The organism is Pectobacterium sp. S5 (assembly GCF_051707265.1).
Taxonomy (GTDB): domain Bacteria; phylum Pseudomonadota; class Gammaproteobacteria; order Enterobacterales; family Enterobacteriaceae; genus Pectobacterium; species Pectobacterium polare.
The window spans coordinates 1,204,078-1,223,265 of the sequence record NZ_JAULSZ010000001.1; the positions used below are offsets into that span (position 1 = coordinate 1,204,078).

5 protein-coding genes are annotated in these 19,188 nt (G+C 56.3%); 2 read left to right on the forward strand and 3 right to left on the reverse strand.

What is annotated here, in order from left to right:
* Window positions 1-59: 59 nt before the first annotated feature.
* The 3 genes from aroL to QWJ20_RS05455 form a co-directional block, all read right to left on the reverse strand.
* Window positions 60-581, reverse strand: a complete 522-nt coding sequence (aroL, locus tag QWJ20_RS05445) for a shikimate kinase AroL (protein ID WP_433992024.1) — start codon at window positions 579-581, stop codon at window positions 60-62.
* A 282-nt stretch (window positions 582-863) separates the two neighbouring features.
* Window positions 864-1,913, reverse strand: coding sequence for a type II asparaginase (locus QWJ20_RS05450; RefSeq protein WP_433992025.1), 1,050 nt, complete (start codon window positions 1,911-1,913; stop codon window positions 864-866).
* A 206-nt stretch (window positions 1,914-2,119) separates the two neighbouring features.
* Entirely contained in the window at window positions 2,120-3,766 is a 1,647-nt protein-coding gene (locus QWJ20_RS05455; RefSeq protein WP_433992026.1) for a multidrug ABC transporter permease/ATP-binding protein, read from the reverse strand.
* Window positions 3,767-3,784: 18 nt separating this feature from the next.
* On the opposite strand from QWJ20_RS05455, the gene QWJ20_RS05460 reads away from it, so the two are divergent.
* Window positions 3,785-3,997 (forward strand): hypothetical protein, encoded by a 213-nt coding sequence (locus QWJ20_RS05460; RefSeq protein WP_433992027.1) that lies wholly within the window; start codon window positions 3,785-3,787, stop codon window positions 3,995-3,997.
* Window positions 3,998-4,497: 500 nt separating this feature from the next.
* Entirely contained in the window at window positions 4,498-19,110 is a 14,613-nt protein-coding gene (locus QWJ20_RS05465; RefSeq protein WP_433992028.1) for an Ig-like domain-containing protein, read from the forward strand.
* Window positions 19,111-19,188 lie beyond the last annotated feature (78 nt).

Below are 19,188 nucleotides of genomic sequence, written 5' to 3' on the forward strand. Positions count from 1 at the left end.
AAAGTTGGTGTTCGGTAACACTGACTGGTGATTATTTTACCAGTATCCGGCTCACCGACCTATGCAGCCGACGAGCGCAGCGCTTTCAACACGCTTGCCACAATCGCTTCCGGCGTTTGCGATGCATCGATGACGTGGTGCGCAACACCGCGATAAAGCGCCTCGCGCGCGGCCAGTACATCAGCCATTTCCTCGGCGATAGGGCGACCAGTCAACGTCGGCCGCTGGTTATCCTGCGGGTTTTCTTCCAGCCGCTGGGCCAGCAGTTCGGCATCCGCATGGAGGTAAATGACGGTGCCTTTATCATGCATAAAGCGCCGATTGGCTTCCGCCAACACCATACCGCCGCCTGTCGCGATGATGCAGCGGTTGGACGTCACCTGCTGAAGCGCCAGACTTTCACGCTGGCGGAACCCATGCCATCCTTCCTGCGCAACCACATCAGCCACCGTCATATTGGTGGTCTGCTGCATAAACAGGTCGGTATCGACAAAGTCATATCCTAACGCCTGCGCCAGTTGATGCCCAACGGTGGTCTTCCCACAGCCTCTGGCACCAACCATAAAAATGGGGTGTGTCATGTAATGACGAATCCTTCTTCTTTAATTCACCCGCTCCGCCATACTTCAAGCTGGACGCGCGTAGGCAGTCCCGCCACTCGAATTATTTCGGGTATCAAAGATAAATAGGGGTGATTACCTGCTTTGTCGTGGGCTGAATCATACCGATAAAATCAACAGAGAGGGAAGTGACTTCTCAGTGGAAACGAAAAGTTGAATAACTAAAAGTAAAAATGGGATGACGGGAAATAAAAAGCCCCGCTTTTAAAGGCGGGGCTATCACACTACAAACCGATCAGACGATTAATACGCGTGGAAATAATCCTGAATCACCGCTGGGTTCGTCGTTTTCGTCAGTGCCAGCATCAGCAGAATGCGTGATTTAGCCGGGCTCAGAGAATCGGCAACCAGACCAGGCTGGCCCGCATCCGGTGGCACGATACCGCTGCCGGTACGGCTGGAGCGCACAACAACAACGCCTGCGCTTTCCGCTTTACGGATGCCCGCATCGCCGCGCTTGGATACCGAGCCTGCGCCCATACCCGCATAGACAATACCTTTCGCGCCATTTTTGATAGCGGCGTGGTACATGTATTCAGGGTCATCCTGATAGCCATAAATAATGTCAACGGCTGGCAGTTTATCTACGTTGGTCACATCAAATACGGAACGTGTGGTGTGAACTTTATCCAGACGCGTCTGGTAATAAATTTTGTCACCGATAATCACGCCCAGATAACCTTCTTCTGGCGCTTTAAAGGTATCCAGCGTAGAAGCGTTGGTTTTGCTGATGAAACGGGCAGAACCAATACGGTCGTTCAGTACGACGAGAACGCCGCGACCGCGAGAGTTTTTATCCGCTGCCACTTTTACTGCGCCGTACAGGTTCATTGGGCCGTCGGCACTGATTGCCGTTGCCGGACGCATCGCGGCGGCAAAGACCACCGGTTTGTCACTCTTCACCGTCAGGTTCAGGAAGTAAGGTGATTCGTCGAGCGTATCCGTACCGTGCGTAATGACCACGCCATCAACATCGCTGCGCGCCAGCAGCTCGTTTACGCGCTTGCTCAGCTTCAGCAGCACGTCGCTGGTCATATTTTCACTGCCGATGCTGGCAACCTGCTCGCCCGAAATATTGGCAAGCGTTTTCAGCTCTGGCACTGCTTGAATCAGCGTCTCTACACCCAACGCACCGGCTTTATACCCTGTGGTTTGCGTATTGGCCGCAGCGGAACCTGCAATCGTACCGCCTGTTGCCAGAATGACAATGTTAGGTAGATTTTCTGCCGCATTTGCCAGAGACGAAAAACAAACAAAAACAACAACGAATAATGCGTTAAATATCCTTTTCATAACCTATACCAACTTATTGAGTTAAGTGGCAGACCAGATACGTCAGGTGCCTGATCTGTAAGTAAAAAACGTCCACTCTGTTAGCAGCCTGCCAACATTGGCGCTTATTCTGCCCCAGAACTCAACGAATTAATATATGCCCGTCAGACTTCACGTTAACGATGTGTGATGCCTCACAGCACGGCATTCCGCCGCGCCGATTTACGTTACCGACTAATCTGCGCCACGGCATCCTGCGAGGCCTGTTCACGCGCTTCCCCCGTCAGTTCTGACAGCGTTCCCTGATGCATTTCAAGCAGGCGATCGGCGTATTCAAAGTAGTGATCGTCATGGCTGATCGCCACAATCGTTTTCCCCAATGCGCGCAGCTGCGGTAACAGCTCAAGATAGAACACGCGGCGGAATTGCGGATCCTGATCGGCCGCCCATTCATCCAGCAGCAGGATGTCCCGCTGTTCGGCGACGGCCAGCAGCAGCGCCACACGCTTACGCTGCCCCTGAGAAAGCTGTAAGTTCATCACCTGATGATTCTCCAGCGTCAGCTTATGCCGCATGTTCAGGCGATCCAGCCAGCTATCGACCAGCGCCGTATCCGGCTCCGTTCCCTGCGGCCCCATCATCTGCCCGAACAGGTGGAAATCGGTAAAGATGGCAGAGAATAGCCGTTGGTAATCCTCGCGCGTTTCCGCCGTAACGGGGCGGTTATCCAGCAGCAGCGAGCCGGAAACCGGGGTATAGAGCCCCGTCAACAGCATCGCCAGCGTCGATTTTCCGCTGCCGTTGCCGCCAATGAGAAACACCAGTTCACCACGCGTTATCACCAGATTGATCGGTCCGACTTCAAAGCCGGAATCGTCATAGCGAAATACCACGTCACGCAGTTCCAGCGTGTGCCAGCCAGCAGGGGCAGCCGCAGCAGAAAACGGTTCCTGATAATCCGCTAAATCGAAACGTTTCAGCTTATTAAACGCGACTTGCGCACTCAGCAGCGTCGGCAGTGCGCCAACGGCCTGAAGCATCGGCGTGCGTAAAAACAGCAGCGTCAGTGAGTACGTCGCCGCCACGTTGGTATCCGCCCAGCCGAGGTTGTTTGCCATGAAAAAGACCGCGCCAATCACGCCCAGCATCATAATGTTCGACCAGTTCACCGCACTGAGGTGGAAGGTGTCGGCACGAATCACGTTCTGTCGGTAATCCTGCGCATTGGCCTGATAAACCTCTTCATACAGCTTCTGCGCCCGTTCACGGTTGAGCGTCAGCTCTTTACGCCCGTTAATCACCGTTTCGTAATCTTTCTGAAGACGATCTTCCGCTTCCCTCACCTGAGTAAGGTGGCGATACACGCGGGAAACCAGCATAAAACCGCCCCAGAGCGTTATCGCAATCCAAACGGACGTCACCACCAGCATCTTGGGGGAGAGCCAGGCCAGATAAGCGGCCGAACCGATGGTAAGCACAATGCCCTGAATCAGCTCCGGCAGACGCACAAACGCAATCGTGATATTGCGGATATCGCTGGACAAGCTGGCAAGCAGCTGCGCACTGCCGATCTGTTCGATACGGGCAATGTTAGTGTCCAGAATACGCTTGATAAATTGCCCACGTAGGCGGTAAACGAAATGGTGCCCCAGCGTAGTCAGCGCCAATTGCGACACCAGCGTGACGCCCATCAGGAGCAACAGCAAGCCCAGAAATTGCGGCAATACGCTCAACGACTGATTGACCGTTTCAATCAATTGCAGGTTGATAAAGGCAATAAGCCCAATGCCCAGCGCAGCACTCAACAGACTTAACAGGATAACGGCCAGGAAAGGCCAACGGTACTGCTGGTAAACAATGCGGAGCAACTCCATAACAACCTGGTCTCTCTGATGAAAACAATCGCCCGCAGTGTAATAGGGATGACCGTGATATCAAGAATAATTCTCATATCCAGCGTTATACCAGATGCCATCTTTTCAAAATTCACGCTCGGTATCGCCAGCACCAACCATAAGAAAAAATCATTGATTATCACGTTTCGTTATCACTTTGCTGGCAACATACCTCGTTTAACGCTCATGTATTACCGCCAACAAAAATAAACACAAATTGATACAACAAACACAGATAAAGACACTATCTTAACGGTGAGTATCCCCATCGCCTCCTACTCAAATGTGGGCAAAAGGCGTATTGCCAAGCCACAAAATTCGCTAAGAGATGGTAATTTAACATGATAATTAGTGTGGTAATGATAAGAGTGGGAGGGCAATGTCGCTAAGTGATTTAATACGTAAGAATATTGTCATATTTTTTATTTTCAAAACATTTCAAAAAAGTTGGATTTTTAGTTAAGCCACACCTATAAATATCAAGAATTGGGTGAATATGATCCCGATAACCTAATCCCCATAACAGAGGGATACACAGCAATATTGTTAATCATATTTGACGACGACTGCTTTTTGTTTCTGAACCAGGTCAGCTTTAGCGCCCCCTCTTTTTGTATTGGTGGTGCATCTCCCCATACGTCTCCCGTTGCGGCCCCGATCCGCTGTGAGAGGTATTAAGACAATGGTGCAGATAAGCAAGAGGCTATTTCATGTCAGATATGAATGTTATTGCGGGAAATGCAAATATCCTGTCGCGTCATAGTGGTCAGTTCATCAACGCCGTTCCTCAGGGAGCGACGAATATCGAATTGCTGGAAAGCAGCACCGTCAGAATCTTTGGCACACCCGACGTGGTGTCTCGCTATGAGCGTGTCGGCAACGATCTTATCTTGCACATGAGCGACGGTACCACCGTCCGCTATGAAAGCTTCTTTACTCTGGATGCCGCGGGCTATCACAGCGAGCTGGTTTTTGACGATGGCACCCGACTCATCCATGCACAGTTTTCTGGTGCGGCGGCGGCAGAGGGAGCCGCACTCACGGCGGAAGCCGTTGCCCTTACGCCAGAGTACACCGCGCTGGGCGATATGACGTCATTGCTGATTGGTAGCACGACAACCAGTACGTTATCTGCAACCACGCTGGGCAGCATTCTGGGTGCGGTCGCCGTCGGCGGAGCCGCTGTCGCTGGGGTCGCCGTCGCTGTCTCGTCATCAAGCAATGACAACAACGCCACACCGCCACCGCAAGAGCCCTTAACCGTCGATGCCTTTGCTGGAAATAACGGGCTGAACCGTACAGAAATCGGCCAACCTCATGTCCTCAGCGGGAAAACAACCGGCGTCAGCGCGGGGCAAACCGTCACTATCACGTTGAACGGCGTGGTTTACACCACCACCATTGCCACCGACGGCAGTTGGCACTTTACGCTGCCAGCAGGTGCATTTACCGGGCTGCAAGATGGCGTTTACGCATTAAAAGTGAGCGTACCGGGTGCAAACGGCGTCATCCATGAGAAAACGATCGATCTCACCATTGATACCCTGCCGCCGAATTTAACCGTTGATAAATTCACGGGCGATAACTACCTCACCGTCGGAGAGCTGGCAAACGGCCAGATCCTCAACGGAACCGGTGAAGTAGGCCAGAACGTCAGCATCACGCTGAATGGAAAAACGTATACAACGACCATTAATGCTGCCGGTACCTGGACCCTGACCGTACCTGCCGCAGATCTTCGCGCACTGAGCGAAGGTGAGCACGCTATGTCGTTCACGATTAGCGATAGCGCCGGCAATACTACCGTGGTCAACCGCACCATTATTGTCGATACCACGCCGCCAGAGCTGTCCCTGTCGCCGTTTACCGGCAACAACCTGATCACCGCTGACGAACTGCAATCCTCACAGTTTGTCTCCGGTACGGCCTCCCTGTCGGATGTTGGTCAAACCGTGACGGTGACACTCAACGGTATCACCTATACCACCACCGTAGAGAGCGACGGCGCCTGGAGCGTGTTCATTCCTTCCGGTGATATCCAGGCGCTGACTAACGGCACCTACAATCTGGTGGCGTCATTAACGGATAAAGCAGGCAACACCACCACGCTGCCGCCCCAAACCATCACGGTGGACACCAACGCCGAAGCGGTCAACATTAGCATCATCTCATTTGATAATCGCCTGAATGCCGTGGAAGCTGGGCAGCCGCTAACGATTGATGGCACAACGGCCAACGTTGCCGCAGGCCAAACTGTCACCGTGATATTGAACGGGAAACCCTACACCACCACAACGGGAGCAGACGGCAAATGGTCTTTGGACATCCCCAGCGCCGACCTGCTTTTGCTGTCAGACGGCAGTAATACCCTGACTGCCAGCGTACAGGGAATCAGTGGTGATACCGTCACCGTCGACCACACGCTGGATGTACACATCAACACGCTCCCTTCCATTACGCTGACACCGCCTTTCGCCGATGGCGTATTAAACGGAGCCGAAGCCGCGCAGGATCAGGTCATCCGTGGGGAAACCGGAATTAGCGGCAGAGGCCAAACCGTCAGCCTGACGATCGGTGGGAATTACGTTACCGGAACGGTGGATGCCAACGGGAACTGGACGGTCACGATCCCTAAAGACGTGCTGCAAAGCCTGCCCTCAGACAACATTAGCGTGCTGGAGATCGTCGTCCGCGATATCGCCGGCAACGAAACTATCGTCACGCAGAATATCACCGTAGATACGACGCCGCCGACGCTCACCGTCTCCGCTATCGCTCAGGACGATATCCTCAATGGTGCAGAACTGGCCGTTAATCAGGTGGTCAGCGGGACCGCATCGCTCAGCGAAGCCGGTCAAACAGTCACCGTTACGCTAAATGCCAAACTCTACACCGCCACCGTCGGCAACGACGGAAACTGGAGCGTTACGCTGCCAACGGCCGATCTGGCGGCTATCGCGGACGGTAACCAGAACCTGACCATTACGCTGACCGATGCCGCAGGCAACACCACAACGGTTACCCGCCCGCTGACCATTGACAGCGGTACGACCACCGCGCCAACCATTACCATCAATAATTTCGCGGACGATAACGTCATTGATGGCGCAGAAGCAAAAGTCAGCCAGCAGCTAAGCGGGACCACCACCAACGTTGAGGCGGGACAGGTTGTCACCATCAGTCTAAATGGAAAAACCTACCTTGCCACCGTGCAATCCGGCGGTGTCTGGAGCATCAACGTTTCAACCGCAGATGTTGCCCTGCTGGCGGACGGTGCGCACAGCATTAGCGTTAACGTGAGTAACAAAGCGGGCAACGCCGCAAGCGGAAGCCAGAATATCAACGTCGATAAGTCTGGCGACAGCATCGCCATCAACATTGTCGCCAGCGATAACCTGTTAAGCCGGGCAGAATCCCTGCAACCGCTGGCGATTAGCGGGAATACCGCCAATGTCCCTGCGGGGCAGACGGTGACCGTGACGCTGAACGGAAAGAATTACACCACGACCGTGGCCGCCGACGGCAGTTGGACGCTGCAAATCCCTAGCGCCGACCTCCAGCTTCTGTCAGACGGCAATGCCACCATCACCGCCAGCGTGAATGTGGCGGGAAGCGCTGCCGTAACGGACAATCACACGCTTGGCGTTCACATTCATACCCTGCCACAACCGACGATTGATACCCCGTTCGGCAACGGTTCACTGAACAGCGCAGAGGCGCTGGTCAGCCAGACGATTACCGGCCATACCGGTATCAGCGGTGCGGGGCAGACGGTCATCTTGTCCCTCGGCGGGAAATCTTATACGGGAACGGTTGATACGGCAGGTAACTGGAAAGTCACCGTCCCTGCGGCCGATCTCCAGCAGCTACCAGAAGGCAACAATACGCTGTTGGTAACCGCACAGGATGCTGCGGGCAATCAGGCGGGTAAAACGTTTGTTAGCCCAACCGACTTTACGGCCCCTACCCTGACTATCGGCACCCTTGCAGGCGATGACACCATCAACATGGTCGAATCGCAAAGCAACCAGACTGTCAACGGCACCGCCTCAATCAGCGAAGCGGGTCGCACCGTCGTTATCACCTTCGATGGGCAGTTCTATACCGGCGTTGTTGGCACCGATGGCAACTGGAGTATCAATTTGCCCACGGCAGCCCTGCGCGGCATGGCTGATGGCAACTACACACTGTCCGCGTCGCTGAGCGATACCGCGGGGAATACCGTCAGCGTTGAGAAGTCCATTACGCTCAGTGCAGATCCGGCATTCCAGCCGACGATCTTCGTTAACGCTTTCGTCAATGAAAACAACGTCATCACCGCGGCCGATCTCAACGTCAGCCAATGGCTGACAGGCACCAGCGCGAATGTGGAAACCGGCCAGATCGCCACCCTTCTTCTTAACAAAAAGTTCTACTTCGCCGCCATTAGAAGCGGTGGGAACTGGAGCGTGGAAATCCCCGCCGAAGACATGGCGCAGCTCTCTGAAGGCACCGTGTCCATCACTGCGCAAGTTGCGGATCTGGCTGGAAACGAGGGCAGTCATGAGAACTGGTCCAATGTTGATATGGATAATGACAGTATCTCCATCAGCATTGTCGCGATTGATAACCAGATCAACCGTCTGGAAGCATCACAACCGCTGACCATTTCGGGTTCGACGGTCAACGTGACGCTGGGAGAAAGCGTTACCGTTACGCTCAATGGCAAGACCTATATTGGCACGATTGCCGCAAACGGGAGCTGGAGCGTCACGATCGAGAGCAGTGATATGCTCGCCTTGCCGGATGGCACAACCACCATTACCGCCAGCGTCGCCAACCCCGGTGATGTCCCTGTCACCGCCAGCCGCAATATTGATATCCATATTAACAACCTGCCACAGCCAACGATTGACCAACCTTTCGGCGACGGCATACTGAACATCATCGAATCATCCAGCGGGCAGAACCTGACCGGGAAAACGGGAATTGCCGGAGGCGGCCAAAGCGTCATCGTCACGCTGAACGGCAAAGCCTATACGGCAACCGTGGATAATCAGGGGAACTGGAGTGCCGCGCTTCCCGCTGCCGACCTGCAACTTCTGCCAACTGGCGTACAGACCATTCGCGTAGAAGCGACGGATACCGCAGGCAACAGCATACAGGGCATTCGCGACATTACCGTCGATATGGTTCGCCCTCTTCTGACGCTGAAACCGCTGACCAACGATGGCATCATCAACGCCGCTGAAAGCCTGAACGATCAGGTGATCTCCGGTCACGCGCTACAGTCAGAAGCCGGACGCACCGTCCTTGTCACGATCAACAATAAAAATTATCAGGCGCAGATTCAGGTTGATGGTAGCTGGAGCACCACAGTTCCTGCCGCCGACCTTCAGGCTATGGCTGACGGCAATTACACCGTGACGGCGACACTGACGGGCGTATCGGGCAACAGCGCCACCAGCACGGGATCATTAATGCTGGATGCCAATCCGGCCAATCTGCCGCTGCTCACCGTCAACGCTATCGCGCTCAATAACATCATCGACGGGGGCGAAATCAACGTCGCGCAAATCATCAGCGGCGGCAGCCTGAATGTCGAGGCGGGGCAGCGAATTACCGTGACGCTTGGCGACAACATCTACACCGCAACGGTTGACAGCAACGGCCAATGGCGCGTCAGCGTACCGTCTGTCGATCTCCTTCATCTGGCACAAGGCGCGCATGCCGTTACGATTGGCGTCAACGACGTCAGCGGTAACCCCGCAACGCTCAGCCAGACCATTACGGTGAACACTTCCCTGAGCGGTATCGCCATCGATACCGTCGCGGGCGATGACAAGCTGAATCAAGTCGAAGCCGCGCAAGATCTCACCGTCAACGGCAGCAGCCAGAATGTGGCAGCCGGCACCGCCGTCACGATTGCGCTGAACGGGAAAAGCTATGCTGGTGTCGTACAACCGAATGGCACCTGGAGCATCACCGTATCAGCAGCCGATGTCAGCACGCTGGCCGACGGCACTTCAACCCTGACCGTCACGACAATAGACAGTACGGGGAATGTGTTAAGCGGCAGCCGTACGATCGAGGTATTCACCCACAGTAGCCCAGCGCTGACGCTGAATACGCCGTTCAGCGACGGCATCCTCAATGCCACAGAAGCGGGCGTGACTCAGACGCTCAGCGGCACAACCGGTATCGCCTCACCAGGGCAAACCGTCACGGCCACACTCGGCGGCGTGACGTACACAGGGATCGTAGATTCGGCAGGTAACTGGACGATCTCTCTGCCTGCGAATGGCCTGCAAAATCTGCCGAATGGCAGCACCGCATTGCAGGTTAGCGTCAGCGACGCAGCCGGAAACAGCAGCACCTTAACCAGTAACGTTACCGTGGCGCGTACACCGCCTACGCTGACGGCAGGCAACGTTGCTACCGACAACATTCTGAACAGCACCGAGGTACAAAGTAATCAGTTGCTCACCGGCACCGCCTCACCGTCTAGCGCGGGGCAAACGGTCACCACCACGCTGAACGGGAAAACCTACAGCGGCACCATCGGCGGTGACGGCACCTGGAGCATCACCATTCCGTCAGCCGATCTGAGCAACCTGTCCGACGGCAGTTACAGCGTAGTGACACGTCTGACCGATGCCGCAGGCAATACCACGACCACAACGCAAACCATTGTCGTCGATGCCAGCCCGCTCAACGCGCCGGTCGTCACGATGGGTACGTTCGCTGGCAACAACATTATTGACGGGGCGGAAGCTCGGGTCAGCCAAGTGATCAGCGGCACCAGTAAAAACGTTGAGCAAGGCCAGACGGTAACGATTAGCTTCAATGGCAAGGCGTATACCGCACAGGTTCTGTCGAATGGAGGCTGGAGCACCACGATTTCGGATACTGACATGGGACTGCTGGTTAACGGCAGCCAGACGATTACCGTCAGCGTGAATGATGTCGCCGGCAATACCGCAACATCCAGCAGCGCCGTCATGGTTAACACTAACGCGAGTGGGCTGTCTATTGCGCCAATCACCGGGGATAACCAGCTAAACGTGCTCGAAGCGGCAAACGGTATTACGATTAACGGCGGTGCCGTCAACGTGGTGCCAGGCACGGACGTCAATGTCATACTCAATGGGAAAACCTACACCGCACAGGTTCAGCCAGACGGGACCTGGAGCGCCACCATTCAGCCCAGCGACCTGCAAGTGCTGGGGGATGGCGTCATCACAGTTAACGTCACGGCGGTCGATCAGGCGGGTAATGCCCTGTCGGGGACGCAGCAGTTGGGCGTCAGCATCCATAATCCACCGGTGGCATCGCTGCATATGCCGTTCAGCAACGGCTACCTGAATCTCAGCGACGCTCAGGCCGGACAGACGCTCTACGGCACGACGGGCCTGCGTGGCGCCGGGCAAACCGTCAGCGTGACCATTGGCACCACGGTCTATTCCGGCACGGTTGACAACAACGGTAACTGGAGCCTGCAACTGTCACCGAGCGTGTTGAACGCGCTGGCAGACGGTATACAAAATATTTCCGTTACCGTCAGCGATGCGGCAGGCAATACCTCCACCGTTCAGGGCAGCGCCTTCGTTGACTTGACTCCACCGGTGCTGACCATCAATCCGATTGGCATTGACGATATCATCAACATTGCGGAAAGCCTGCTGCCGCTGGAAATCAGCGGTACGTCGCCCATCCACGACAGCGGCCGTCCTATCATTGTTAACGTCACCATCAACGGGCAGATCTATCAGGGGCTGGCGCAGACGGATGGCACCTGGAGCGTCACCGTGCCTGCTGGCGACCTGCAAAATATGCCGAACGGCATCACGGCAATCACTGCCAGCTTGACCGATGCGGCCGGCAACACCGGCACGGTAAGCCATTCGATTACGCTGGATACCGATCCGGCTAAAGCACCAACCCTGACGATAGCCACGCTGTCGACCGATGATTACCTCAATCTGGCCGAATCAGGTCTGCCGTTGACCATCAGCGGAAGCAGTCAGAATGTAGAACAGAACCAGCAAGTTACCATCACCCTCAACGGTGGAATTTACTTTGCCACCGTGGGTGCGGATGGCAGTTGGAGCGTGCAGGTTCCTGCAACCGATGTCGGCAGCATCCCTGATGGCAAACAAACCGTAAGTGCCAGCGTAACGGACGTGAGCGGCAACCCCGGTTCAGTGACGCATAGCATTACCGTCATCACCGATGTGACTAATCTGCCAGCCATCACCATCGCCACCCTATCGGGTAACGATGTCATCAGCGCGCAGGATACGCAATCTGACCTGCTCATCTCTGGCTCAACCACGAATATTCAAGTGGGACAGCGCATCACGGTGACGCTGAATAACAAAACATATCTGGCGACCGCTGGTGCGGACGGCAGTTGGAGCACCACCGTTCCGGCTAGCGATGTGCAAAACCTGCCACAGGGCAGCCAGAACGTTACTGCAACAGTCAGCGACATCGCACAGAACCCGGCCACAGCCACCCATCCGTTCATGGTCGATACCGTCCCACCGCTGTTGTCCATCGACATGTTGGTTGACACCAGCGACATCGGTTTGGCGGACGCGCTGGCCGGGCTACCGCTGAGCGGCAAGGCCGAAGCGGACCTTCTGGTCACGATCAACGTCGGTACGGCAGTCTATAGCGTCGTCGCCGATAGTAACGGCGTCTGGCAAATCACCGTTGCGGCAAGCGACCTGCTGGCATTGGGCGACGGCGTGAAAACACTGGCGGCCAGCGTGACCGACGGCGCAGGGAATGCCAGCGCCACCAGCATTGATATCACGTTAAAAACGCAGTCGCTCCCAACGCTGACGCTAGATTCGCTCTATGACAATAACGTCCTGACTATTGCGGAGCTGGCGACGGCAACGACGATTGGCGGCAGTTACACCAACCTGCCCGTCGGGACAGTGATTCAGGTCACGATAGGGACTTACACTACGACGGGCGTGACGCTCGCGGGCGGCCTGTGGAGCGCCACGATTCCGGCCAATGCACTTAGCATTCTGGCAGATGGCAACATGCAGGTCAGCGCGACGGTCACAGACAACGCGGGCAATACCGGCAGTGCGAGCGGCACATTGGATGTCGTCATCCACACCAATTTCGCCATCAGCATCGCTACCCCGTTTGTTGACGGCGTGCTCAATCAGGCAGAAAGCACGGTGGATCAACTGCTGACGGGGACGACGGGATTCATCGATCCAAGCCAGAGCGTGTCGGTTTCGGTAACCAACGGTACGATCACCTCCACCTACAGCGCCACAGTGGCAGCAAACGGTCAGTGGAGTGTGATGCTACCCGCTGCCGATCTCGCTGCACTTGGTGATGGTACACAAACCATCAATGTGACCGTCACGGACCATGCAGGCAATACCGGTTCAGGCAGCGGATCCTTCACCAGCGTTATTGTGGGTGTTCCCGTCGCCTCGCTGGATACGCCGTTCGGCGATGGCAAATTGAGTCTGGCCGATGCACAGCCGGGCGCTATACTTTCCGGACAAACGGGGCTCACCAGCAACGTGGGGCAAACCGTGTCGGTCAGCATTAACGGCACCAGCCTCCCTGCTACAGTGAATGCCGACGGCAGTTGGTCGTTATCGCTGGGTCGCCAGACGCTGATCGACCTGCCGGATGGCACGGTGAATTTCACCGTCATCGTAACCGACACGGCGGGCAACACCAGCACCACAGCAGCCACGGCGAATGTACTGACCACCACTCTGCCCGTGGCCACGCTGGACCTGCCGTTTGGTGATGGCATCCTGAACACCACTGAAATTCAGGCCATCCAGACATTGACCGGTAAAACCGGTATTACCAGCGCGGGTCAGGAAGTCATCGTGACGGTGACCAATAAAACTACGCTGGTCGACACCCCCTTTACCGCCATCGCAGACGGCTTAGGCGGCTGGTCCAGAGCGCTAAGCCTTGCCGATTTGGCGATCTTCACCGAAGGCAACTACAGCATTAGCGTCAAGGTCACCGACTGGGTTGGCAATACCAACACCAGCGCCTCGCTCGACGTGAGTTCGGCGCAGACGCTGCCAGCGCCGATTATCGACGTGGTGCCATTCGGTATTGATAATATTCTGAGCGGTGCCGAAGCCGCATCCGCACTGACCTTCTCTGGCCGCACGCAGATTGGCGGCAACGGGCAAAGCGTTAAACTGGAGATCGACCTCAACGGCATTCGCTACACCGCAACGGTCGATGGTCTCGGCAACTGGTCCGTTACGCTGCCCCCTAATGCGCTGAACTCGCTGAGCGACGGCCAACATACCATCACCGTCACCGCCGTCGATGCGGCCGGCAACGTAGGGTCTACGCCGATCGTCTTTGACAGCGATCTCACGCCACCGACCATCACGCTGAATACGCCGTTTGGCGATGGCTACATGAGCATTGCGGAAGCCGCTACGCTGCTGGGCAGGACGCTAAGCGGTACCGCGGGCGATGCGGTAAACGTGGACGTCACGTTTGGCGGTGAACCGCTTGTCGTACAGCTTAGCGGGGGAGTCTGGACCGCAACGCTCACCCCAATCCAGCTTTCCCAGCTTGCCGACGGTACGCAAAATATCAGCATCACGGCCACGGACAGCCTCGGTAACAGCAGTACGTTGAATTCTCAGGCCTACCTCGCGATTCAGGCCGCACCGACCATTACGATTTCGGCCTTCGCCGGTCTGGACGGTCTTACCTATGCGGAAAGCCGGGCAACGCAGGCCGTCAGCGGGACGTCGACCGGACTACAAATTGGCCAGAACGTGACCGTCAGACTGAATGGTCAGGACTACCAAACCAAAATTCTCAACGGTGGCTTATGGAGCCTTGACCTCCCTTCCTCTGCATTGCAGGTATTGTCCAACACGACCTATTCGCTTTCCGTCAGTGCGCAGGACCGAGCAGGCAACTCAACGCCGCCATCCAGCGTTAACTTTACTGTTGACCTGACGCAAACTCAGCCCATCATGACCATTGACCCTATCTCGACCGACAACATCATCAATGCCGTCGAGATCAATGGCAACATTACGATCTCTGGGCGTTCTATTGGTCCTGCGTCATCAGAGACCGCAGTACAAGTTTCGGTCAACGGGGTAGCGCTTCAGCCCGATCCCATCACCGACATCAACGGTAACTGGACCATTACCATCCCAGCCCTGCCAGCCTTTGCTGGTCAGGGGGCGATCAGCGTAACCGCGGCGTCTCTGGACGCGGCCCGGACCACGAGCGTCACCGTGGATACCGTCGCGCCCGATTTGAATATTGTCGCTCTGGCTACAAACAACGTGCTCAACGCGGCTGAAATGAGCACCGCGCAGGCGATTACCGGTACGGCCTCCGTCTCAGAGGCGGGACAAATTGTCACCATCGTCCTGAATGGTAAAACCTACAGCGCTCAGGTTGGTTCCCTTGGCGCCTGGAGTGTCAATGTCCCGGCCGCCGATCTGGCACAGTTAGCCGACGGTAACTACGTCATCACCGCGACGCTGTCGGATAAAGCTGGCAATACCACAACGGATACGCAGGTTATTACCGTTGATACCGATATCCCACTGCTTAGCGTCACGCTGTTTGATGACAACATCCTGACGCTGGCTGAAGCCGTAGCGGGCGCAGCGATTACCGGCAGAGGCGAAGCGGGTGCCACCGTCACCTTAACCACCGGGCCACTGACGGGCACGACAACCGTCGGTCTCGACGGCAACTGGAGTCTTCCAATCCTGTCCGCCAATCTGCAAAACCTGATTGACGGGCCGCAGGTCATCGGCGTGACGTTGACCGATACAGCGGGCAATACCGCTCACCTTGATGTCACACTGGACGTTGCGCTGAACAAAACGCTCGGCGCAGGCATTACCGATATCTTCGGTAACGATGGCATCCTCAATCTGGCCGAATCACTGTTGACGCAGGTCATCAGCGGTAACGCGACCGGCAACTATCTGGGCGCGAAAGTACAGGTCACCGTGTTAGGCACCACAGTGGAAGGCACCGTCGGAGCCAACGGAGCCTGGAGCGTTGCCCTGCCCTCGAACGTGTTCACTGGCTTAAGCAATGGCGTGCTGGCGGTTAACGTCGACATCGTCGATTCACACGGCAACGTGAAGAATCAGCTAGTCAACATTGACGTGTTGAAATCCCTGCCGGTCATTGACTCTGTTGTGGCCTTCACGGATGGCGCGCTGAATGCCGCAGATGCCACGACCAGCCAGATTATCAGCGGTATCGTCAGCAATGTGAATATCGCTGCTGGCGCAACGGTCGCCGTGACATTGGGCACCAAAATTTACACTGGGATTACCGTCGGTGCAGGCGGTGCCTGGAGCCTGTCCGTTCCTGCTCTCGACCTGCAAGCCTTGCAGGACGGCACGCTGGCGCTGGGCGTTGCGGTCACCGATCATGCGGGCAATACCGCCAGCCAGATAGTGAACGTCCCGACGGTCATCAAGAACTTGCCGAGCATTACCCTGAATCCGGCCTTTGGCGATAGCCTGCTGAATCTGGGCGACCTGCTGGTCAACCAAACCCTGAGCGGCACGGCTACCGGTCTGGCAGGCAGAACCATTACGCTTAGCATTGCGGGTTCACAGACGGTCACCGCGACCGTTGGTCTGGACGGCAAATGGAGCGCCGCGGTTACTCCAAGCATACTGGGTATTCTGCAAGGGCTCGGCAGCGGTGATTTCACCGTGACCGCGACCGCGACAGACAGCGTAGGCAATAGCGCCAGCGGCAATGCCGGCATCAAGTTCGATTTCGCACAGCCAGTGATAACGCTCAACCCGGTATTTGGCGGCGATGGTTTCCTCAACGCGGCAGAAGCGCTGGCGGCACAAACGATCGGTGGCGTGGTCACCAATGCCAGCGCAGGATCGCAGGTTGCGGTTACCCTTGGCGGTAAAACCTTCCTGTCTACAGTCGGGGCCGGGGGCGCGTTTAGCCTGACGTTGCTGCCGTCCGATCTCGGTACGCTGCTCGATGGCAACACCACGCTGAATGTGTCGATCACGAATACCTCCGGCAATATCGGTACGGTCAATAACGCCATCAACATTATTGCCAAAACTCTGCCGACGATTAACCTTGGCTCACTGTTTGGCGGTGATGGTTTCCTCAATGCCGCAGAAGCCGCATTGACGCAGACGATTAGCGGCACCACCACTAACGCCGTCGCAGGATCGTCCGTCGTGATTCGTATTGGCACCCTGACGCTAAACGCGACCGTCGGCAATGACGGCACCTGGAGCACCAGCGTCACGCCGCTGCAACTGTCCGGCTTGGCGAACGGTAACCTCACCGTCAGTGCCACGGTAACCGACCCAGCAGGCAACAGCACGGGTATCAGCACGGGCCTCAACATCGCCATCTTGCCGCCGACGATTACCCTTAACCCATTGTTCAACAACGGTGTTCTGGATCTCCCTAGCCTGTTAAGTACGCAGCTCATCGGCGGGACTACGACCAATGTGTCAGCAGGCACCGCGATCAACGTCACGCTGGGCAGTAAAACCTACACCACAACGGTCGGTGCAAACGGCAGTTGGAGCCTGCCGGTCCCTAGCCTCGATCTGAAAGCCCTTGCGGATGGCGTCACTAACGTCGGTGTGCGTCTGGTCGATGCGGCGGGTAACGTAGGCACGCAAGCCGGTACCGTAAGCGTGGCGATTAACGGTCAACCGACGCTAACCATCAGTCCACTCTTTGGCGGTGACGGCCTGCTCAATGCCGTCGAAGCAGCGGCGGGTCAGGTCATCAGCGGAACCAGTACCAATGCGATAGGTTCCACAATCCAGATCTCACTGGGTGCCAAGACCTACTCTGCCGTGGTGCAAAGCAACGGGAACTGGTCCGTCAGCCTGCCTTCACTCGATCTCAACGGTTTGACTGACGGCACGCTTTCCCTCAACGCCTCTCTGACCAACGCGGCTGGAAAAAGTACCAGCGCGGGGGCATCAATCGGCGTGGGCGTTCACATGCTGCCGACGGTCAGCCTCGGCTCTCTGTTTGGCGGGGACGGTTACCTGAATCTGGCCGAAGCGGGCATAAACCAGATCATCAGCGGAACCACAACTAACGCGGCAGGCGGTAGCGTCACGCTGACCGTGGGCGGGCTTGTGCTCAGCGCCGCTGTCGCCGGCAACGGCACCTGGAGCATCAGCGTACCGAGCGCTAACCTGCTCAACATCGCCGATGGCAATTTGTCCGTCGGTGTCAAAGTCACTGACCGCTATGGCAACACCAACAACACCAGCAGCAATGTGATCGTGAAAACGCACCAGTTGCCGCAGTTGGGCATTGATGCGGTGGGGTCGCTGGTGGGAAATACCGTTGGTCTGCTGGCAAACGGCATCACCGTCAGCGGGACATCACGCTACGTGCAGCAGGGTGCCAAAGTGACCGTCACGCTGCTCGGCCAGACGCTACAGGGTACCGTCGGTGCCGATGGCAAATGGAACGCGCACTTCACCAGTTCACTACTGGGGATCAACGTCCTGAACGTTGGCGCAATTTTGACGGCGCTGCTGGGTACGGCGGTTGAAGCCTCCGTCACCGATCAGGCGGGCAACTTCACTGGCGTCTCCGCTGGATTAACCTCCGGTATCTCCCTCGGGTTACCGCTGATGAGCATGATGGCGCTGGACGTTGACGATAGCAGCGTCGCGCAGGTGGCGTCGTTGTCCAGCGAACCGCTCGATACCGGGGACAATGCCGAGGTACAACCCCTTCATGTCAGTTCGAAAGTGGCGGCGGCTGCGCTCAGCGAGACCAACACCCTCGACAATAGCGCCAGTACCGACGTGGAAGACAGCGTTTACGCCATCGGCGGTGTTGTCATCAATCTGGCCGACGGCAGTGTGCAAACGGGAGCAGATGTCGAAGGCGGTGAAGGCGATGACCTCATTACGCTCTCAACGCTCGACTTTACCCAGATCGATGGCGGCAACGGCATTGATACGCTGGTTCTGGATGGCGCCGATCTCAATCTGGATCTCACCGCGCTGGGGTTGAAAATCGACAACGTGGAAATCTTTGATTTAGGCCAAAACGGCACCAACAGCATCACGCTGGATCTCGACCGCGCCCTGAATGTCACCGACCGACCAGAAGACGACTTACTGATCGTCGGGGGAGAAGGCAATCAGGTGAACCTGATCCCGGGCGAAGGCGCGTGGAGCACGGTAGGACAGCGCGATATTGATGGTCAACGTTTCGACGTCTACCACCATTCATCGTTGGATAACGCCAACAACCTGGGAGATGTACTGGTACAGCAAGGCCTGCTAGTCAATATGGTGTAACCGTGTTTTAAGAGTTAAGTGTTAACGCCTCCCCCAGCCAAAGGGGGAGGCTTTGAGAGGAGGTCAGTTAGGGAAAAA

Bases quoted from the DNA above. Each gene is read 5' to 3' on its own strand.
- QWJ20_RS05450 (WP_433992025.1), bottom strand. From the start codon at position 1,913: ATGAAAAGGATATTTAACGCATTATTCGTTGTTGTTTTTGTTTGTTTT.
- aroL (WP_433992024.1), bottom strand. From the start codon at position 581: ATGACACACCCCATTTTTATGGTTGGTGCCAGAGGCTGTGGGAAGACC.
- QWJ20_RS05460 (WP_433992027.1), top strand. From the start codon at position 3,785: ATGAAAACAATCGCCCGCAGTGTAATAGGGATGACCGTGATATCAAGA.
- QWJ20_RS05465 (WP_433992028.1), top strand. From the start codon at position 4,498: ATGTCAGATATGAATGTTATTGCGGGAAATGCAAATATCCTGTCGCGT.
- QWJ20_RS05455 (WP_433992026.1), bottom strand. From the start codon at position 3,766: ATGGAGTTGCTCCGCATTGTTTACCAGCAGTACCGTTGGCCTTTCCTG.